This is a genomic window from Flavobacterium algoritolerans (assembly GCF_030010385.1).
Classification (GTDB): Bacteria; Bacteroidota; Bacteroidia; order Flavobacteriales; family Flavobacteriaceae; genus Flavobacterium; species Flavobacterium algoritolerans.
Genome location: NZ_JASCRZ010000005.1, coordinates 42,118 through 60,547, shown reverse-complemented (window position 1 = coordinate 60,547; position 18,430 = coordinate 42,118). Strand labels below are relative to the sequence as shown.

Annotated in this window: 16 protein-coding genes; 7 read left to right on the top strand and 9 right to left on the bottom strand. The window is 33.6% G+C overall.

The features are described 5' to 3' along the window. Positions 1 to 125 precede the first annotated feature (125 nt). From QLS65_RS11420 to QLS65_RS11400, 5 genes are all read left to right on the top strand, one after another. The gene (locus QLS65_RS11420; protein WP_282711546.1) at positions 126 to 1,052 is read left to right on the top strand and encodes a magnesium transporter CorA family protein; all 927 of its coding nucleotides are present in this window, start codon (positions 126 to 128) and stop codon (positions 1,050 to 1,052) included. 88 nt (positions 1,053 to 1,140) lie between these two features. After that, positions 1,141 to 1,275 (top strand): hypothetical protein, encoded by a 135-nt coding sequence (locus QLS65_RS11415; RefSeq protein WP_282717796.1) that lies wholly within the window; start codon positions 1,141 to 1,143, stop codon positions 1,273 to 1,275. Positions 1,276 to 1,434: 159 nt separating this feature from the next. Beyond that, a complete protein-coding gene (locus QLS65_RS11410; RefSeq protein ID WP_099713302.1) occupies positions 1,435 to 2,049 on the top strand; it encodes a hypothetical protein in 615 nt (204 codons plus the stop codon). A 2-nt stretch (positions 2,050 to 2,051) separates the two neighbouring features. Next, on the top strand, positions 2,052 to 2,345 hold the full coding sequence (locus QLS65_RS11405; RefSeq protein WP_282717790.1) for a winged helix-turn-helix domain-containing protein: 294 nt from the start codon (positions 2,052 to 2,054) through the stop codon (positions 2,343 to 2,345). A gap of 52 nt (positions 2,346 to 2,397) precedes the next feature. After that, entirely contained in the window at positions 2,398 to 3,786 is a 1,389-nt protein-coding gene (locus QLS65_RS11400) for a DUF4153 domain-containing protein (protein ID WP_282717785.1), read from the top strand. Between the two features lie 42 nt (positions 3,787 to 3,828). Here the strand turns inward: QLS65_RS11400 and rluF are convergent, their stop codons facing one another. From rluF to QLS65_RS11380, 4 genes are all read right to left on the bottom strand, one after another. After that, positions 3,829 to 4,641, bottom strand: a complete 813-nt coding sequence (gene rluF, locus QLS65_RS11395) for a 23S rRNA pseudouridine(2604) synthase RluF (protein ID WP_099713300.1) — start codon at positions 4,639 to 4,641, stop codon at positions 3,829 to 3,831. Positions 4,642 to 4,737: 96 nt separating this feature from the next. Then, positions 4,738 to 5,589 (bottom strand): alpha/beta fold hydrolase, encoded by an 852-nt coding sequence (locus QLS65_RS11390; RefSeq protein ID WP_282717783.1) that lies wholly within the window; start codon positions 5,587 to 5,589, stop codon positions 4,738 to 4,740. 38 nt (positions 5,590 to 5,627) lie between these two features. Beyond that, positions 5,628 to 6,407 (bottom strand): zinc ribbon domain-containing protein, encoded by a 780-nt coding sequence (locus QLS65_RS11385; protein WP_282711541.1) that lies wholly within the window; start codon positions 6,405 to 6,407, stop codon positions 5,628 to 5,630. Between the two features lie 3 nt (positions 6,408 to 6,410). Beyond that, positions 6,411 to 7,508 (bottom strand): Nif3-like dinuclear metal center hexameric protein, encoded by a 1,098-nt coding sequence (locus QLS65_RS11380; protein WP_282717780.1) that lies wholly within the window; start codon positions 7,506 to 7,508, stop codon positions 6,411 to 6,413. A 165-nt stretch (positions 7,509 to 7,673) separates the two neighbouring features. Between QLS65_RS11380 and lpxK the strand changes: the two genes are divergently transcribed. After that, positions 7,674 to 8,732, top strand: a complete 1,059-nt coding sequence (lpxK, locus tag QLS65_RS11375; protein ID WP_282717773.1) for a tetraacyldisaccharide 4'-kinase — start codon at positions 7,674 to 7,676, stop codon at positions 8,730 to 8,732. After that, the gene (locus QLS65_RS11370; RefSeq protein WP_282717769.1) at positions 8,695 to 9,507 is read left to right on the top strand and encodes a purine-nucleoside phosphorylase; all 813 of its coding nucleotides are present in this window, start codon (positions 8,695 to 8,697) and stop codon (positions 9,505 to 9,507) included. Before lpxK ends, QLS65_RS11370 begins: the two co-directional genes overlap by 38 nt. 4 nt (positions 9,508 to 9,511) lie before the next feature. Here QLS65_RS11370 and QLS65_RS11365 read toward each other — a convergent pair whose 3' ends face one another. From QLS65_RS11365 to QLS65_RS11345, 5 genes are all read right to left on the bottom strand, one after another. Next, positions 9,512 to 11,683 carry a tetratricopeptide repeat-containing hybrid sensor histidine kinase/response regulator gene (locus tag QLS65_RS11365; RefSeq protein ID WP_282717764.1) on the bottom strand — a complete coding sequence of 724 codons (2,172 nt, stop codon included), beginning with the start codon at positions 11,681 to 11,683 and terminating at the stop codon, positions 9,512 to 9,514. Positions 11,684 to 11,713: 30 nt separating this feature from the next. Further along, positions 11,714 to 12,706 (bottom strand): type I glyceraldehyde-3-phosphate dehydrogenase, encoded by a 993-nt coding sequence (gene gap, locus QLS65_RS11360; RefSeq protein ID WP_282711536.1) that lies wholly within the window; start codon positions 12,704 to 12,706, stop codon positions 11,714 to 11,716. Positions 12,707 to 12,777: 71 nt separating this feature from the next. After that, entirely contained in the window at positions 12,778 to 13,647 is an 870-nt protein-coding gene (gene lipA, locus QLS65_RS11355) for a lipoyl synthase (protein WP_282717761.1), read from the bottom strand. A 327-nt stretch (positions 13,648 to 13,974) separates the two neighbouring features. Beyond that, the gene (locus QLS65_RS11350) at positions 13,975 to 14,796 is read right to left on the bottom strand and encodes an energy transducer TonB (RefSeq protein ID WP_282717759.1); all 822 of its coding nucleotides are present in this window, start codon (positions 14,794 to 14,796) and stop codon (positions 13,975 to 13,977) included. Positions 14,797 to 15,052: 256 nt separating this feature from the next. Beyond that, positions 15,053 to 18,229, bottom strand: a complete 3,177-nt coding sequence (locus tag QLS65_RS11345; protein ID WP_282711533.1) for a TonB-dependent receptor — start codon at positions 18,227 to 18,229, stop codon at positions 15,053 to 15,055. Positions 18,230 to 18,430 lie beyond the last annotated feature (201 nt).

Sequence of the window (18,430 nt, the reverse complement as noted above, 5' to 3'; positions counted from 1 at the left end):
AGAATACTTTTGCACCACTTAAAAAAAAGACCTTTAAAATGGACGATTATTATTCGGAAATGTTGAACTAATATAGCTCTTGAACTATTTTCAAGATGCTGTAAATAAACCTATAGAATTTTGAAATGAGAACTTTTTACAAAAACAATAACGGATTAATTGCCACTACAGAATGGACTCCTAACTGCTGGATAAATATTGAATGTCCTACCGAAGCAGAAAAAAAATATTTACTCGAAGACTTACAAATTCCCGAAGCATTTTATAACGATATTGAAGATATTGACGAAAGACCAAGGATAGAAATTGAAAATGGTTGGACTTTGATAATCATGCGAATTCCTGTGAAAAGTAATGATGTAAAATTACCTTTTCATACAATTCCTGTCGGAGTTGTTTTTAAAGGAGAAGTTTGTATGACTATCAGTTTTCATAAAACGGAAATGCTTACGGATTTCGTTACTTATACGAAACGCAAGAATATCAACATTAAAGACAACTTCGATTTAGTGTTGAAGTTATTGCTTTCTTCCAGTGTTTGGTTTTTGAAATACTTAAAGCAAGTCAACCAAAAAATAAAATTAGCCGAGGACAATCTAGAAAAGTCAATTAAGAATGAAGAATTGCAGGCTTTACTACAAATAGAAAAATGTTTGGTATTCTTCATGACTTCATTGAAAGGTAATGATATTTTGTTGCATCGCATCAAGAATATAAAATCTCAAAAGGAACATTTTGACATGGATTTGTTGGAAGATGTTGAAATTGAATTGCGTCAGGCGCAAGAAACCACTAATATTTACAGCGACATCTTGACCGGAACAATGGATGCGTATGCTTCTGTAATTTCTAATAATATGAATACGATTATGAAGCAGATGACTTCAATCTCGATAATTCTGATGATTCCAACATTGATTGCCAGTTTGTATGGAATGAATGTCCCTAATGATTTAGAAGATAACCGCTATGGAATATGGATTGTGATTTCTGTATCCGTTTTGTTATCTGCTTTTGGTGTGTTTTTATTCAAAAGGAAAAGATGGTTTTGATTTTATAATTAACATTCATAATCTTACTTTTTTGACATTTCATGAAATAGTTTTTATATATTTAGACAAATAATTAAATATTATAAAAATGAAAATTTCAAACAGAGACGTAAAAATATTTTTCTTAGGATTTGCTACGCTTTTTATCATAGAGTCAATCTACGATTGGGATTCTACTATTGGTTCTTTTAAAAAAGGTTGGGATTCTGTAGGCTCAAAATAGATTTTGAGAAAACGAAATCTTTACAATTACTTTTTCCTTTAAATAAAGGGTATTTCCATTGGATAAACATTCATTTTATAGAATTTATTAAAATTAAATCGATTTCTATTTTGAAATCTAAAAATAATAAATAACTTTGTAATTCAAAGTACTTTATTTATGAGTCAAAAGCTTCAAGAAGATTTATCACATATTCGTTCCATGATGGAGCGCTCTTCAAGATTTATTTCGTTAAGTGGCCTTTCAGGAGTATTTGCCGGGTTATTTGCATTGGCTGGGTCAATTTATGCCTATCAGCTGTTTAAGTATAATGGCATTGAATATTTTGATGGTAAGCAAAAAAGCTACAGTTATGATTTAATAATCGAACTGGCATTTATTGCTTTGGCAATTTTGGTCTTAGCATTAGGATCGGGTATTTTTTTTACTTTGAGAAAAAGTAAAAAGTTTGATTTACCGGTTTGGACTAACACTACTAAAAAAATGTTACTGAATCTAGCGATTCCTTTATTGGTTGGAGGCGTGTTTTGTATGGCACTTTTGTACCACCAGTTATTTGCTCTTATTGCTCCTGTCACTTTATTGTTTTATGGTTTAGCACTTATTAATGCTGGTAAATATACTTTTTCGGATATTAGATATTTAGGTGCGTGTGAGATTATTTTAGGTTGTATTTCCCTTTTTTATCTTGGGTTCGGACTTGTTTTTTGGGCAATTGGATTTGGAATTTTGCATATCCTTTACGGAATAATTGTATTCAAAAAATACAAATAGAAATGGGAATCATTGATAAATTAAATAAAGATTTCGAAAGTCGAGTCAGATTAGGCATTATGTCTGTTTTGATGGTTAACGATTGGATTGATTTTACTGAAATGAAATCTTTATTGAACATTACCGATGGTAATTTAGCAAGTCATTCTTCTGCATTGGAAAAATCAGGATATATAGAAGTAAAAAAGGAGTTTGTAGGTAAAAAACCAAAAACCTCGTATCGTGTTACCAATATGGGTAGAGCAGCTTTTGTTTCCCACTTAAATAGTCTAGAAAAATTAATCAAATCGAAATAACCCTTTTTTAACTTTATACTTTGAAATGCAAAGTACTTTTAAATTTTTTATTATGAAAAAACTACACTTTATTTTAGCCAGCAGTTTGGTTTTTACACTGCTTTTTTACAACGAAGATTTGGGTCTTAATTGGGCCATTTTCGGGATGATGCAAACCGCCTTAATATGCTATTTCTTCCAAGAGAAATTTACCAGTAGGTTGCATTTGGTTTTAGTGGTTACATCGGTTCTGTCTTGTTTTGCGTTTGCCTGGTATGCTGATTTCCCATCGTTTTTAGCTATGGCTTTGTCGATTATCTTTTTACAATTCAAAACCCAGGAACCCAAACTTAAATTGTTACAGGCTTTTCCTTTGGTGATTATCAACGGAATCGCTTCGTTAGGTCGCATATTGATGTTCAGTCAATATCTTCCCAAGCGAAAAGTCAATAACGGTTTTGCTAAAAAACTGATTGCTTATTTTGTTATTCCAATCCTATTTCTTGGGTTGTTTTTAATCGTATATTCTTTTGGAAGCGATCATTTTTCGTCTTTGTTTACCGGTTATTATTTAGATCTTGATGCGTGGCAGGCATTAGTACTTACCGCTTTAGGATTTTTTATTTCGTTCACTTTCTGGAATTATTGGATTCCTGAGGTTTGTTATGAAAAGAATGATTTACTGGACAATGATTTTAAGGAAGAAGCCAAAAGGCAAAATCAAAATTCATTTTCTTTTCTGGATATTGATTTTGAAAGAAGGAGTGGAGAGATCACGTTGTTTCTTTTAAATGTATTGCTTTTGATTTTCATTGTAACTTATAATTACGAACAGTTTTTTGAAGTGGTCAAAGAATCTAACTTAAGTTCTGACACTCACGAAAGAGTAACTGCCGTTATTCTTTCAATCATAATGGCAGTTGGTGTTATTTTATTCTATTTTAAAGGAGGGTTTAATTTTGATGAAAAAGCTAAAATTCTTAAAAAATTAGCTAAGATTTGGATTCTTTTAAACGGAATTTTAATACTATCTGCCATCATCAAAAATTCAGAATACGTTTCGTTTTTCGGATTGACTTATAAAAGATTGGGTGTTTATGCTTTCTTGATTCTAGCTATAATTGGATTGGTTATTTCTTTTATAAAAATCACCAAGCAAAAAACAAATGCTTTTCTTTTCAATCAAATGATTTGGTATTTCTACGGGACAATCCTACTATGCAGTTTTGTGAATTGGGGTAATCTGATTACTAATTATAATATTTCGGTAGACAAAGGAGTTGAACAACGTTTTCTGAGAAGTTTGAATTTTAATCATAAAGCCTATTATGATTATTTTAAACTCCATCCGGAAAATGTGGAAGATAAATATGATTATAAAGAAGGGCAAGTAGCTCGTGTTCAAAATGAGACAATTTTGTCGAGATCGCTCTATTTTGAGTTTTTAGAAACTAATAAATAAAAAAAAATCCCATCAGCTGCGGAGGATGGGATTTTTATATTTTTAATAATCGCCTCTTTTTTTAAATCTGGGATCATCTCTCTTTATGAATTCGGTCCTTCTTTTTGGCGCTTCTGTTTTAGGTAAACTGGCTTCTTCAGTTTTGCTTGAAGGTTCAATCAATTCGTTTAATTCTTTGATTTCAGCATCGGTCAAATCACGGTAACGTCCCACAGGAACATCAAGTGAAATATTGATAATTCGGATGCGTTTTAGAGCCGTAACATCATATCCTAAATATTCGGTCATTCTACGAATTTGACGGTTTAAACCTTGTGTTAAGATAATTTTGAAAGTGAATTTACTAATTTGTTCCACTTTACATTTTCTGGTAACGGTGTCCAAAATAGGAACTCCATTTCCCATTCTTTCGATAAAACGATCGGTGATGGGTTTGTTTACAGTTACCGTATATTCTTTTTCGTGATTGTTTCTCGCGCGTAATATTTTATTAACGATATCACCGTCATTAGTCATGAAAATTAAGCCTTCACTGGCTTTGTCCAATCGTCCGATAGGAAAAATACGTTTGGGATAATTGATGTAATCCACAATATTATTACGAACATCAAGGTTTGTGGTACACTCGATTCCTACAGGTTTATAGAAAGCAAGATAAACGGGTTTTTCATTTTTCTCACGGATTAGTTTACCGTCAATACGCACTTCGTCATTTGGGGAAACTTTTGTGCCTAATTCGGGAACGACTCCATTGATGGTCACACGACCTTCTTCAATGATTTTATCAGCTTCGCGACGGGAACAATACCCAGTTTCTCCTATGAATTTATTGAGGCGTTTTAAATTTTCTTCCATACTGCAAAAGTAGTACTAAATTGTTTAATCGTTTATGCGGTTATTTGTTTATTTGAAAAAACAGGAAATCTGTAAAAAATTTCGCAGATGTTTTATTTAGTTATCCGATTCAAATAAAAAATCGGATACTTTTTGATACAATTCGGCGTCATGCATACTATGTCCTAAGCCTTTGGTTTCAATAAAAACTGCATTTTCCCATGCTCCGGCAATTTTTTTTCCTTCTTCGAATAAAACTACCGTGTCGTCAATATCATGGGCAATTAGTCCTTTTATACTTATTTTAGAAGCAAATAATTTACCTGAAAATTGTTCCAGACTGAGTTTGAAATTATTTAGATAATGATCTTCTAAAGATTTTGAAATTTTAGCATTTAAACTCAATAACGTAATGTAATTGTTTAATATGATATTGAAATCACTGGGAGATCCTAGAATCACCATTTTTTTCAGGGAGTCATTTTGATAAATAGATTGGTAATACAAACAGGTTTTTCCGCCAATAGAATGACCGATAAGATATTGAGGTTTGAATTTTTCGACAGCAATATGAATAAATTCCGCATATTTAGGAATGCTGAATTCTTTTCCGCTGGATAATCCATGAGCAGGACCGTCAATTGCAATAATGGTACTTCCTGATTTTTTTAGATACGGAAGCAAGTTTCCCCATCGAGAAGCATTGCTTTCCCAGCCGTGAACTAAAAGTATTACGGTGTCATTCCCTTTCCAGGTATAAGTGTGAAAGGAATGTTCTCCATTTTGAAACGTTTCGGATTGTGCTTCTTGTAGAATTTCCGGAAGACTGGTTTTTGATAATTTGCCTTCTCGAGGTTCACTAAAAAAGGCATACGCAAGTTGCGAAGCTTTTTTTGGAAATACAAAACTCAAAAGGTTAATGTATATCCCAATAGATTTAGTGAATATAAAAAATAATATTTTTTTCATAAAAAAAAGTCCCGATGTGTATCGGGACTTAAATGTAATTAGAATTTAGAAAACAACTGTTCCATTTTCTCTTTTTCTTCGTCAGCTAATACGCTGTCTACTAATATTCTTCCTGAATGTTCATCAGTAATGATTTTTTTTCTAGAAGCAATTTCTACTTGTGTCTGTGGAGGAATAGTAAAGAACGATCCTGCAGATGCACCTCTTTCAATAGAAACTACTGCTAAACCGTTACGAACGCTAGTTCTGATTCTAGTGTAAGCAGCTAATAATCTTTCTTCGATTAATCCTTGGTATTCAGCTGATTTTTCAGATAAGAATGCTTCTTCTTTAGCAGTTTCTGCCATGATAGCGTCTAATTCTGATTTTTTATGCTTCAAGTGATTAGATTTTGCTTCTAATCTTTCTTTTGAATTTGAAATTACTTCTTTCTTGTGTTCGATAGAAGCTTTCATTTCTTTAATTTGTTTTTCAGACAATTGAATTTCTAATTCTTGAAACTCAACCTCTTTAGTCAACGAATTAAATTCTCTATTGTTACGAACTGTTTCTTGTTGTTTCGTGTATTTTTTGATAGCCTCTTTGTGCTCATCAATTGCATTCTTTTTTGCCTTGATAAGATCTTCGATAACTTCAAGTTCACTTTTCAATTTTTCTGAACGCGTGCTTAAACCAGCCACTTCATCTTCTAAATCTTCCACTTCTAAAGGAAGTTCTCCTCTTACGTTTCTGATTTCGTCAATTCTAGAGTCAATAAGTTGTAAATCGTAAATTGCTCTTAACTTGTCCTCAACACTTAATTCTTTCGTATTCGCCATATTCTATAAGTACTTAACTGGATTTGAATTTTCTTCTGATAAAATAACTGCAAAATTAAGGATTTTTTTCCGAAGATACTCAACAATATAATTTTTTGTATAGCGTTCGCTTTCAAAATGTCCAATATCAGCTAATAGTAGTTGATTTTCGGCTTCATAAAATTGATGATATTTTAAATCAGCAGTCAAATACGCATCTGCTCCAGCCTGAATCGCATTTTTTATTGCAAAACTTCCTGCTCCGCCAAGAACGGCGACTTTTTTAATTTCCTTCCCCGTAAAGTTAGAATGTCGAATGCCACCGCATTCCATTTTTTCTTTCGTAAAATAGAGAAATTCTTTTTCACTCATGGGATTTTTTAATTCACCAATCATTCCCAAACCAATATTTTGATGCTTGTTTTGCAACTCATAAACTTCATACGCCACTTCTTCATACGCGTGACTTTTGAATAATGCTTTTAGGATTTTGTTTTCCAAATGTTTCTCGAAAGTGACTTCGATTTTAATTTCGTCGCCTTGCACAAACTCAAATCGCTCGCCAACTTGTGGATTGCTGTGCTCGTTTCCCATATAGGTGCCAATTCCTTTCGAATTGAAACTGCAATTTTCATAATTTCCAATCGTTCCGGCTCCGGCATCAAATAATGCATTTCGCACCTCTTCTGCATTTTCAGGAATTGTATACGTCACTAATTTCCGAATGAAATTTTCCTTCGGAATCAGGATTTTAGTATTTATCAATCCTAATGCGTCACTGAATATTTTATTCACGCCTTCTTGATGATTGTCTAAAGCCGTGTGGACAGCATAAATGGCAATATCATTTTTTATGGCTTTAATTACGGCTCGCTCCACATAATTTTTTCCTGTTATTTTTTTTAAACCAGAAAACAATATGGGATGAAAACAAACCACCATATTGCATTTTTTTGCAATCGCTTCTTCAATTATATTTTCTAAAGCATCATGGCAAACCAGAATTCCAGTTGCTTCTGATTCTTGGTCTCCTACCAATAATCCCACATTGTCAAAATCTTCAGCATAGGCGAGTGGTGCCATTTCTTCGAGTACGGAAATTATTTCTTTGATTTTACTCATCGTTTAGTTTTTTAGTATTTGTGACCCGAGCCTAAAAGGCTAACGGAGGCAATAATCTTCGATTTCATAACATCAGATTCTTGATTGTTTAATTCTGGAATTTCGAGTAAACAAATTAACGAATAAACAAATCAACTTTAAAATAAAATATTCTACTTTCGTATAATGAATTTACTGCGAAAATTACTGTTTCCGTTTGCCATTTTGTATGGTCTAATAACGAGTATTCGGAATTTTCTTTTCGATAAAGGGATTTTAAAATCCTACTCTTTTGATTTACCCATTATTGCTGTTGGAAATCTTAGTGTTGGCGGTACCGGGAAAACACCTCAAATTGAATATTTAATTCGGTTGCTTTCTGATAAATATAAAATTGCTACGTTAAGTCGCGGGTATAAAAGGCAATCTAAAGGTTTTATTTTGGCGGAAGCCAGTTCAAATGCAGCCATTCTTGGCGATGAACCTTTTCAGTTCTATAAAAAATTTGCAACTATCCAAGTTGCAGTTGATGCCGATAGGAAAAATGGAATTGAACAATTGCTTTCGCAACAAGAAAAACCAGAAGTGATTCTGCTTGATGACGCTTTTCAACATCGAAAAGTAAAAGCAGGTTTTTATATTTTGCTCACTTCTTACGGTGATTTGTATTCGGATGATTTTATGTTGCCAACTGGAAATTTGCGCGAAAGCCGAAGCGGAGCAAAAAGAGCGAACGTTATTATTGTAACCAAATGTCCTTTTAATCTTTCGCTCGAACAACAGTATGATATTAAGAACAGATTAAAAGTTTCTGAAGATCAGGAATTGTACTTTACTTTTATTGCATACGAAGATTTTATTTATTCAGAGAATAGGAAGATAAATGTAAATGAAATTCAATCGGCGGCTAAATTACTGGTGGCAGGAATTGCAAAACCGGAACCGTTTTTTGCCTATTTGCAAGATACCAATGATGTCTGTTTGTCTTTTCCGGACCATCATAATTTTACCGATAAAGACATTTTGGAAATTAAAAATTTAGCTCAAAACAATATTATTATCACTACCGAAAAAGATTATGTACGATTAAAAGGAAGTTTGCCAAGCGAACAACTTTTTTATTTACCAATACAAAGTTCTTTCGTTTCGGGTCCCGATTCCGAAGTGTCGGAACGGGGAGATAATTTTGATAAAACAATTATAGATTATGTGGGAACAAGTACAAGAAACGGTAAGTCAGATTAAAGGAAAAATCAATTTTACACCAGAATATGGTGTGATTTTAGGTTCAGGATTGGGGAGTTTTACAGATGAAATGAAAGTAGAGTATACGTTGCCGTACCATGAAATTCTAAACTTTCCTGTTTCGACAGTGCAAGGTCATAAAGGTGCATTGGTTTTTGGAACAATAGGCGATAAAAAAGTTGTTGCTATGCAAGGACGATTTCATTTCTATGAAGGATATTCTATGACAGAAGTTACTTTTCCAGTGCGAGTGATGAAATTTTTAGGCGTTGAGAAATTAATAGTTTCAAATGCTTCGGGTGGTGTAAATCCAAGTTACAAAGTGGGTTCTATTGTCATGATTACAGATCATATCAATATGACACCGGAACATCCTTTGCGTGGAAAAAATGACGAACGTTTTGGACCTCGTTTTGTAAATATGAGTGAACCGTATTCGAGAAAAATGATTGCTAAAGCTACTGAACTGGCTCAAGAATTGAACATCGAAGTTCATGAAGGAATTTATCTGGGTTTACAAGGACCAACTTTTGAAACCTTGGCTGAATATAAAATGGTAAAAATTCTGGGTGCAGATTGTGTAGGAATGTCTACTGTTTCCGAAGTGATTGTGGCGCGACATATGGATTTGGAAACATTTGGTATTTCAGTAATTACTGACATGGGAAATGAAGAAAGTATTGGGACGATTTCACATGACGAAGTATTGGAAGCAGCAAAAAATGCAGAGCCAAAAGTAAGAAGTCTTATTAAAGAATTGATTTTAAACTATTAGAAATCTAAATGTATTCAGCGATTACACTATAAAATTCCTCTGGCACAAATGGTTTAGTGATTACTTCATTCATTCCGAACGATAAAAGCATTTCGCGGTTTTCATGTAATGAGATTGCAGTAAGCGCAATGATAGGAGTAACCTTGTCAAATGTTCGTATTGTTTCCGTTGCAATTGTTCCGTTTATGCCAGGTAAGTGAACATCCATAAGAACTAAATCGAATGTATTAGTTTTTAATAAATCGATTGCTTCCTCACCGTTATCAATTATTTCGCAGTTAATTCCTTTATTATCCAGCATTTTCTTGGTAATCATTTGGTTGATTTTATTATCCTCAACCAATAGTATTTTCTTGTTTATTAATTTAGCGGCATCGTATTTTATCATTGGTTTTTTCTCAATTTGAGATTCTTGTTGCTGACTTATTTGGAATTCTAAGTTAAATGAAAATGTAGAGCCTTCGCCTACCACACTTTTAAGTTTGATATTTCCGCCAAGGATTTTGATTAATTTTTTTACGATAGTCAGTCCTAAACCAGTTCCGCCATATTTGCGATTCACCTCTATGGAGCCTTGCGAAAAGCTATCAAAAACGGTTACTAATTTGTCTTCTGGTATTCCTATTCCGGTATCAGTTATTTCAAAATATAAAGTTGCTTTTTTATCCTCCAATGTTTCAAGATTGGTAAGTACGGTAACGTTTCCGTTTTTTGTGAACTTTAGGGCATTGTTGATCAAGTTCATTATTATCTGTGATAATTTTGTTGGATCACCAATTAAATAATCCGGAATAGTAGCATCAACCTCAAGTTTAAAATCGTTGTTGTTCACCACAGCCAATTCTTTTAAAGAATGTTTGATGTCTTCCAATAATTTTTTCAGATTAAAACTGGTGTATTCAATTTCTGATTTGTGAGAATCAATTTTATTAATTTCTAAAATTTCATTGATGAATTTTGTCAAATAATCTCCTGAAAATTTTAAGGAAGATAAGTAGTCCAATTGATTTTTCTTTGGGTTTTCTTCCAATAATAAGTGAGTGATACCGTTGATGGCATTCAATGGGGTTCGAAGTTCATGGCTTACAGTTGATAGAAATTCAGATCTCGCTTTGGATGCTTTTTCTGCTTTGTCTTTAGCAATTTCTAATTCTTTATTTTTTTCTTGCAATAATAAATTAGACTGATTTCTAATGATGTTATTTTTGTACAAGGATAGACTTAATAAAGATAAAATTGAAATTAAGGCAATGGCGAAAATACTGATTAGTTTAGAAAATTTATTGGCCTTTTCCTGCTCCTTATTTTCATAATTGGCTTGTGCAATTTCTTTTAATTTTTCTGTTTCTTTGAACTTTTGGTAATCATCTATGCCAAGTCTTTCATTGTTCAAAATTGTAATATTTTCTTTTAAATTGAGATGCTGTTTTAAATAGAAATAGGCGTTATTTTTATCTAACGTTTTTTCATAAACATCACTTAAAGCAAGTAAAATATTTGATTTTTGTTCTAGATTTTCGGATTTACTGTTTAATTCTAATGCTTTATTTAGGTAGTTTAAAGCTAAGTTATTTCTATTTCTGCTGGCTTCAATTTTTCCTATTTGATAAGTGGCTTCTGCTTTAGTGTTTGTCAAAGCTGCATTGTCAGGCTTTGCAATTATAACTTTAAAAGAAGATAATGCTAAATCTAATTTATTCTTTGATTTGTAAATGAGTCCTTTTTGAAGGTTAAATAATTCAGCAGTATCAGGAACTCGTAATTTATCATTGATAGATTTTGCTCTCTCAAAATATATTGAAGCTCTGTCATAATTTTGCTTTTGCATGTAGGACAAACCAATATGATAGTAGGTTTCAGAACGCTCTGAACTGAGTTCAAAATTCGAAAATAGTGCAGCACTTTTTAGCAACGTTTCTATTGCATCATCGTATTTTTTTAAATCAAAATAAATTTTTCCCAGATTAAAAATTTGTTGTGCTTGTTTTTTTGTTTTTTTGTTTTTTTCAGCGTAATCTATTGCTTTTTGAATATACAATAACGCCTCTTTATAGTTATTTATCTTAATTTTGGAATTGCTCAAACTGTTGTAATATGCTGTGCTGTCTTTTTCCTCATTGGGTTGAGAATACAATGAAGAATAAAAAAAGACAATAAAAGCAAAAAAATATTTCATTTACAACTGAATTTTTTTCTTGGGGTTATTTTATTTTTTTGTCAAAAGAATTAAATCTATTATCCTGGACGAATAGCCGATTTCATTATCATACCATCCTACTACTTTGACCATTTTATCAATAACAGAAGTAAGTTGGGCATCAAATATACATGAATTTTTATTGCCAATAACATCAACAGAAACAATTGGATCTTCGGTATAATCCAAAATCCCTTTTAAATTTGTTTGTGCGGCAATTTTAAAAGCTGCGTTAATCTCATCTATAGTCACAGCGCGTTTTACATTGAAAGTAATATCAGTCAAAGAACCATCGGGAACGGGTACTCGTATACCACAACCACCAATTTTACCTTCAAACTCAGGAAAAATTTTTGTCAATGCTTTTGCTGCTCCAGTTGTTGTGGGTACGATGGACTGACTTGCCCCGCGAGCGCGACGTAAATCTTTATGAGGTTGATCGTGCAAACTCTGGTCTGTCGTGTAGGAATGAATGGTAGTGATGTACGCTTGTTCTATACCGCAAAGTTCATTGATCACTTTAATCATCGGTGCAGCATTATTCGTGGTACAACTAGCATTCGAAATGATAGTTTCAGTGCCGTCAAGAATAAAATCATTTACACCCAGCACTACCGTTTTTATAGTGTCAACTTCCGAAGGTGCAGAAAGGATCACTTTTTTGGCGCCAGCAATAATATGAGAATTCAATTCTTCAAAAGTCTTGTACTTACCCGTCGATTCGACTACGTAATCAATGTCTAAACTTTTCCAATCCAGATTTGAAATACTTTTTTCATGAAAAAATAAAAAATGATTTCCATCTACCAGAATTCCTTTTTCATCAGCGCTGACTGTAAATGGTAATACACCGTGAATACTGTCGTATTTCACTAAATGTGCCATTGTTCTTTTGTCAGCAATATCGTTTATGGCAACAACTTCTATGGAGGGATGGTTTAAAAGTAATCGGAATAAATTCCTGCCGATTCTTCCAAAACCATTTATTGCAATTCTTATCATAAGTCTTAAAGTCTTAAAGTCTTAAAGTCTTAAAGTCAGGTCTTTCGACTTTCTGACTTTAAGACATTCGACTATAATATATGCTTTTGTGCTTTGTAAGAGGAACGAACTAACGGTCCGCTTTCTACATGACGGAAACCTAATTCTAAACCAAATTGCTCGTATTTTGCAAATTGTTCAGGCGTTATAAATTCCTTTACTGGCAAGTGTTTTTTACTCGGCTGTAAGTATTGACCTATCGTAACAATATCAACATTAGCTTCACGTAAATCTCGCATCGTTTGATAGACTTCCTCTTCTTGTTCGCCAAGACCCAACATAATTCCCGACTTTGTTCTGTTGATTCCTTTTTCTTTCAAGTAACGCAACACTTCCAGACTTCGATCGTATTTGGCTTGAATGCGTACTTCACGAGTCAATCTGCGTACCGTTTCGACATTATGTGAAACCACTTCAGGATTCGCTTCCACGATTCTATCAATGTTTCTCTCGATACCTTGAAAATCTGGAATCAAAGTTTCCAGCGTTGTGTTTGGGTTCATTCTGCGAATGGCTTTTACGGTTTCTATCCAAATGATAGAACCGCCATCTTTCAAATCATCTCTGTCAACGCTTGTGATTACGGCATGTTTGATGTTCATGATTTTGATAGAACGCGCCACTTTTTCTGGTTCATCCCAGTCCACCGTTTCTGGTCTTCCGGTTTTTACACCGCAAAAACCACAAGAGCGCGTACATACATTTCCTAAAATCATAAATGTTGCCGTTCCTTCGCCCCAACATTCACCCATATTTGGACAACTTCCTGAGGTGCAAATGGTATTCAGACTATATTTATCAACTAAACCACGAAGTTCTGTGTATTTTTGGCCAATTGGGAGTTTCACCTTCAACCATTTCGGTTTTCCAATTGGTAAAGTATTTTCTAAGACAGTTTCCATATATCAATTTTCAAAGTGCAAAGATAAGGAATGTTGTTTATTTGTGGATTCGTTTATTTGTTTATTTGAAGAAAGAGAAACGGATGTTTTAGGAGCACACTATTTTCTTGTTTTTAGTGAATAGTCGTCCTGCTTTCAATTATATTCATACAAAAAAATGAATGGGATATCACTGCAAATGTAATTCACTAGACTACTAAATTAAATAAAGGTTTTGTGAAGTAATCAGGTCCAGATTAGGACTTTTTGTTGTTTTAGGAAAATGTAAAAAATATAAAGATATTTAAAAGAAAAGCTTCAAAATTATTTGAAGCTTTTCTTTTATATTTAATTCATCTGTACCGTAATGGGAAGGTTGTAGGCAGTTCGTACTGCTTTTCCATCAATCATTCCAGGTGACCATTTTGTTTTCAAGGACTTCAGCACACGTACGGCTTCTTTTCCCAAGCCATAACCAGGATCTCTTTTTACCTGAATGTCTGTCATGCTTCCGTCTCTTTCAATTACAAAAGAAACATATACGCGAATCGAACCGTTACCGTCTATTTCTTGTTTCTCAAAATTATTACCCACATAATTATAAAACTTATTAATTCCACCTGGGAACTCAGGAAGTTTATCCAGAGCAACGCTGTTTACAATAGTATTTCCCAGATCAACGGGTGTTACGGTTTCAGTTCCAGTTCCTGAAGAAGAAGTTGAGTTTATTCCCACAGTTAGAGTTCCTTCAGAGCTTGTATTTGTTACGCTAGTATTGTCAGTGTTTTTTGCAATGTCCTGATTTGCTTGTAAAGCCTGAACAATTTCAGGATTAACAAGTCTGTCGCTTGTAACTGGCACTTCAACAGCTTTTGCTTTTATCTCAGGAAGAGTCTTTTTTTCTTCATGCTGATTCGACATTATGTCCGTAAGTTGGACGACAGTATTTGTAAGTTCAGGAATACCTATCGTGATTCCTTTATTGGGATTCAAATAGGAAATGATTACGGGAATACTTAAAGCCCCCGATAAAAATAATACACCCATAAAAAGTGCCGTTAATGATGTTTTAGTACTTTCCTGACGTAATTGATACGCTCCATATTCTTTGTTTCGGTCTTGGAAAACAAGGTTAATCCAACCGGTCTCGTAAATGCTTAGTTTTGACATAATTTATGGATTTAGTGGTTAAGTAGTAATTAAATCATAAGCAGGGGTGTTTTTATTTTATAACGTCTAAAATAAGAATTTTAGTATATAAATTTAATAATTATTTTTGATTTATTTAGTTTAATATTTTTTTATTTAACAATAATATTGATTAATCTCTGGAGTTAGTTCTTAAGTTTAAATGAATTCATAAAAAAAGCGCATTCAAATCAATGAATGCGCTTTGCTCTTGTATCAAATAATCTGTTAGTAGGGTTTAAAAAGCATATTTAAATCCAATTTGTATTTGAAATGGATTTCCTGAAAGCGAAGGAAGTCCAGCATTGTTCACTCTGTAATTAAATTGTTGTCTAGTACTGTCAAATCCAGGAACTGCCGCTGTTGTTCCTGATGCAGGTGTTCCTAAAGCATATAATGATTGACTACTAAGGGATTTGTTTACTCCCCATTCTTTATTTAATAAATTGGCAACATTAAATATATCGGCTGTGAATTCTAGGAATTGTTTTTTGTCTAACGCAATCTTTTTACTGATTCTAACATCCACAAGACCATAGAACTCATTTATTCCACCGTTTCTTTCGGCTAGTTTTCCAGAGTATTTATTGATATAATCTTTTAAACTTTGACTTGCAGCTGGATTGTCAAGTATGGTCTGTAATCCTGTTTTGATATTTTGGGGAACCGTAGGATTATTGATGTCAAAAATATAAGCCAAATCATTTGAAGCAGAGACAAAATCGGCGTTTGTATTTCCTCCTGAAAGTAAGCTGTAGCGTGTGCCTCCAATACCAGAATAACGAACACCAACACTGATGCCATAAAAAGTAGGTAATGTTCCGTAAAACACCACTTTATGACGGAAATGATTGTCTGAGTAACTCATTTTACTCAAGTCTCTTGGGTCATCTTCTACAGGTAAAACTAAAGTTGCTGTGTTAGCTACGTTTCCATTAAATGAAGTATTGTCCTTTGTGTCATTTAAGGTGTAGCTGGCAGATATTTCTCCGTCTTTAAAGTAACGATATGTAGCATCTACCACCATTGCAAATTGATTGACTTTACCCTCGCTGTTTAGTTCTAATACACGACCTAATTTATTACTGATACGGCCTTGCATCCAGTCACCGGCACCATTTGCAGGGATTGAACTTGCAGGAACATACACACCGCGATTCCCTTCATTGGCCAAAGTAAAAAATGGATTAGCGACCATATTTCGATCTACATAAACATAGTTGTTGCGACCTAGAGTTGCATAACCTGCAATTCCTGCTTTTAATTTATCAGTGAAGAAATGGGAATAGGATACATTGGCCTTATATACTACGGGTACTTTTGCATCTGTTCCAGTGAAATTAATAGTAGGTAATTGAAACGCATCCAAAGTTGGGATACTAGCATAATTATTACGATAATCAATGAAATTTGGCATAGGAACATTTGGTGATCGTACATCTACCGTAGCGGTATGATTTCCATCAAAATATAAATTATTGATGACCGCATAATTATTTAAATCGGATGCGAAAATTCCGGCTCCTAAGCGAACATAATCTTTGTGGTTTTCATTTACATCCCAAGACAATTGTACTCTTGGTTGAAGAATAGCTGATTGAAGTTTATTATCAGTACGAATACCTAATTCATCAAAAACTAATTGATTGAATGTTGCAGTAGGGTATTTAGCATAATCAAATCGCAACCCTAAAGTTAGGTCTAATCCCAATGCAATTTTAGTTTGTAGCTGACCATAAATTCCAGCGTTTAATATATTTGAAGTTACAGTAGGATCAGCTACTAAAGGCACTTCTCTGTAGTAACGATAAGGTGTTAGGTTGTCAAAATTAGCAACACTATTAAAATGAAAACGACCATTTACTTCGCTTCCATATAAAGATTCTGAATTGGTTTGCATTAAATCAAAACCAAAAGTATATTTGACTTTATCTGTGTTGAAGTATAAATTATCTACAATTTGAAAAACATTATTGGTAAATTTTTCCTGCGCAAATCGGTGTCCCCCAATTTGAATATTCGTAGTTCTAACTGCTCCATTAATTGTTGAAGCAACATTTTCTACTATTGCTCGTGGAATATTATAAGAAGGCAACTGGTCTCCTGGATTACTGTCTTGAAAAGTATATAGATGCTGTACTTTCAGTTCATTTGTAACTCTTGCATTTACTTTTGTTCGTAATGAAGCCAGAATACTGTTGTCAATATTTAAATCATCACCAAACGATTCATATAAATTGATGGTTGTATTATCTTGTAGTCCTAGTTTATTATTGTCATAAGTAAAATTATTACGTACTGTCAATAAATTATTACTGTTAATTTGCCAGTCAATACGAGCGAAAGCGGCATCCGAATTACGTTTTTTATCAAATGTCCCATATTGTGGCGCATTAGAAACTCCATATTTATTTCGGGCAATAGTCACAAAATTGTCTAATGTAGCTCTTGTAACATTAAAGCGTAATTCATCTTCGGCAGATTGAACATCAGCTATAATTAATGGACGCGAATCTTGTTGGTGATCCCAAGCTACAAAAAAATGCAATTTATCTTTTATGATTGGTCCGCCAAAAGTGAAACCATATTGTGACGTAGAAAAATCATTTTGACGTCTGTTTCCTCTAATGTCATAAGGGCTTGACAGCCAATCTGCACGGTTATAGGCAAACATGCTCCCTGTAAAATCATTAGTCCCTGATTTAGTCACGGCACTTACTGTTCCGCCACCACTTCGACCATAGCCTACGTCATATTGATTGGTAACTACCTTGAATTCTCTCACAGCTTCAATCGATATGGAGTACGGAGCACCACTTCGACTTGTTGTTGATCCTGCCGAAGTTGGGTTTTTAGCATTCATTCCGTCCAGCGTGTAGTTAGTGGATGAGGCTAATTGTCCTGAAATATTTCCCCCTCTGCTCAAAGGCGATAAGTCCATTAAACTGGTGAAATTTCTTCCGTTTACCGGTAACGCATTGATTAGTTTTGCGGTTACTGCCGTTGCAGCACCTAAGTTTCCTGTTTTATTTTTTAAACCTCGTCCTACAACTTCAACCACTTCTAAATTCTGAATGTCGTCCTGCATTAGGATTTCAATATTTATTAAATCACCTTGATTTAAAGTGTAGCCGGAGCGTAGTTGATCTCCGTAGCCTAAAGCTGTAACGCTGATTGTGTATGGTCCACCTAATGGTAGTTCTTTGAAAGTGAAAACTCCTTTAAAATTAGACAATGAGTTGGTTTTAAATCCAGTTGATTCATTTTTAATTTGAACCATCGCATCCTTAATAGGCTCTGAATTACTGCCTAAAACGATTCCTGATATGGATGCTTGAGTAGTTTGGGCAAAGTTTTTATTGCCGACAAATACAGTCAGTAGAATCGTAAATAAAAATAATTTGAATTGTTTCATGAATACTTTTTTTTGTTTTTTAGTGCCGACAAAGGAATTGACTAATTGAAAAATAGCTGTTATTTTAACAATAACACTTGAATACTTTTGTGTTAATGAAAACCTAAAAGTAAGGCTGAAATATGCATTTACTTAAGATACTGTTAACGGATTCATCACTAAAATCACCTTATTTAGATAGGTTAAATGTTCTTAATTTAA

Excerpts from the sequence above, each read along its gene's own strand:
- lipA (WP_282717761.1), bottom strand. The coding sequence starts at position 13,647 with ATGGAAACTGTCTTAGAAAATACTTTACCAATTGGAAAACCGAAATGG.
- QLS65_RS11380 (WP_282717780.1), bottom strand. The coding sequence starts at position 7,508 with ATGAGTAAAATCAAAGAAATAATTTCCGTACTCGAAGAAATGGCACCA.
- QLS65_RS11415 (WP_282717796.1), top strand. The coding sequence starts at position 1,141 with ATGAAAATTTCAAACAGAGACGTAAAAATATTTTTCTTAGGATTTGCT.
- QLS65_RS11390 (WP_282717783.1), bottom strand. The coding sequence starts at position 5,589 with ATGAAAAAAATATTATTTTTTATATTCACTAAATCTATTGGGATATAC.
- QLS65_RS11365 (WP_282717764.1), bottom strand. The coding sequence starts at position 11,683 with ATGAAATATTTTTTTGCTTTTATTGTCTTTTTTTATTCTTCATTGTAT.
- gap (WP_282711536.1), bottom strand. The coding sequence starts at position 12,706 with ATGATAAGAATTGCAATAAATGGTTTTGGAAGAATCGGCAGGAATTTA.
- QLS65_RS11405 (WP_282717790.1), top strand. The coding sequence starts at position 2,052 with ATGGGAATCATTGATAAATTAAATAAAGATTTCGAAAGTCGAGTCAGA.
- rluF (WP_099713300.1), bottom strand. The coding sequence starts at position 4,641 with ATGGAAGAAAATTTAAAACGCCTCAATAAATTCATAGGAGAAACTGGG.
- QLS65_RS11410 (WP_099713302.1), top strand. The coding sequence starts at position 1,435 with ATGAGTCAAAAGCTTCAAGAAGATTTATCACATATTCGTTCCATGATG.
- QLS65_RS11370 (WP_282717769.1), top strand. The coding sequence starts at position 8,695 with ATGTGGGAACAAGTACAAGAAACGGTAAGTCAGATTAAAGGAAAAATC.
- QLS65_RS11420 (WP_282711546.1), top strand. The coding sequence starts at position 126 with ATGAGAACTTTTTACAAAAACAATAACGGATTAATTGCCACTACAGAA.
- lpxK (WP_282717773.1), top strand. The coding sequence starts at position 7,674 with ATGAATTTACTGCGAAAATTACTGTTTCCGTTTGCCATTTTGTATGGT.
- QLS65_RS11345 (WP_282711533.1), bottom strand. The coding sequence starts at position 18,229 with ATGAAACAATTCAAATTATTTTTATTTACGATTCTACTGACTGTATTT.
- QLS65_RS11350 (WP_282717759.1), bottom strand. The coding sequence starts at position 14,796 with ATGTCAAAACTAAGCATTTACGAGACCGGTTGGATTAACCTTGTTTTC.
- QLS65_RS11400 (WP_282717785.1), top strand. The coding sequence starts at position 2,398 with ATGAAAAAACTACACTTTATTTTAGCCAGCAGTTTGGTTTTTACACTG.
- QLS65_RS11385 (WP_282711541.1), bottom strand. The coding sequence starts at position 6,407 with ATGGCGAATACGAAAGAATTAAGTGTTGAGGACAAGTTAAGAGCAATT.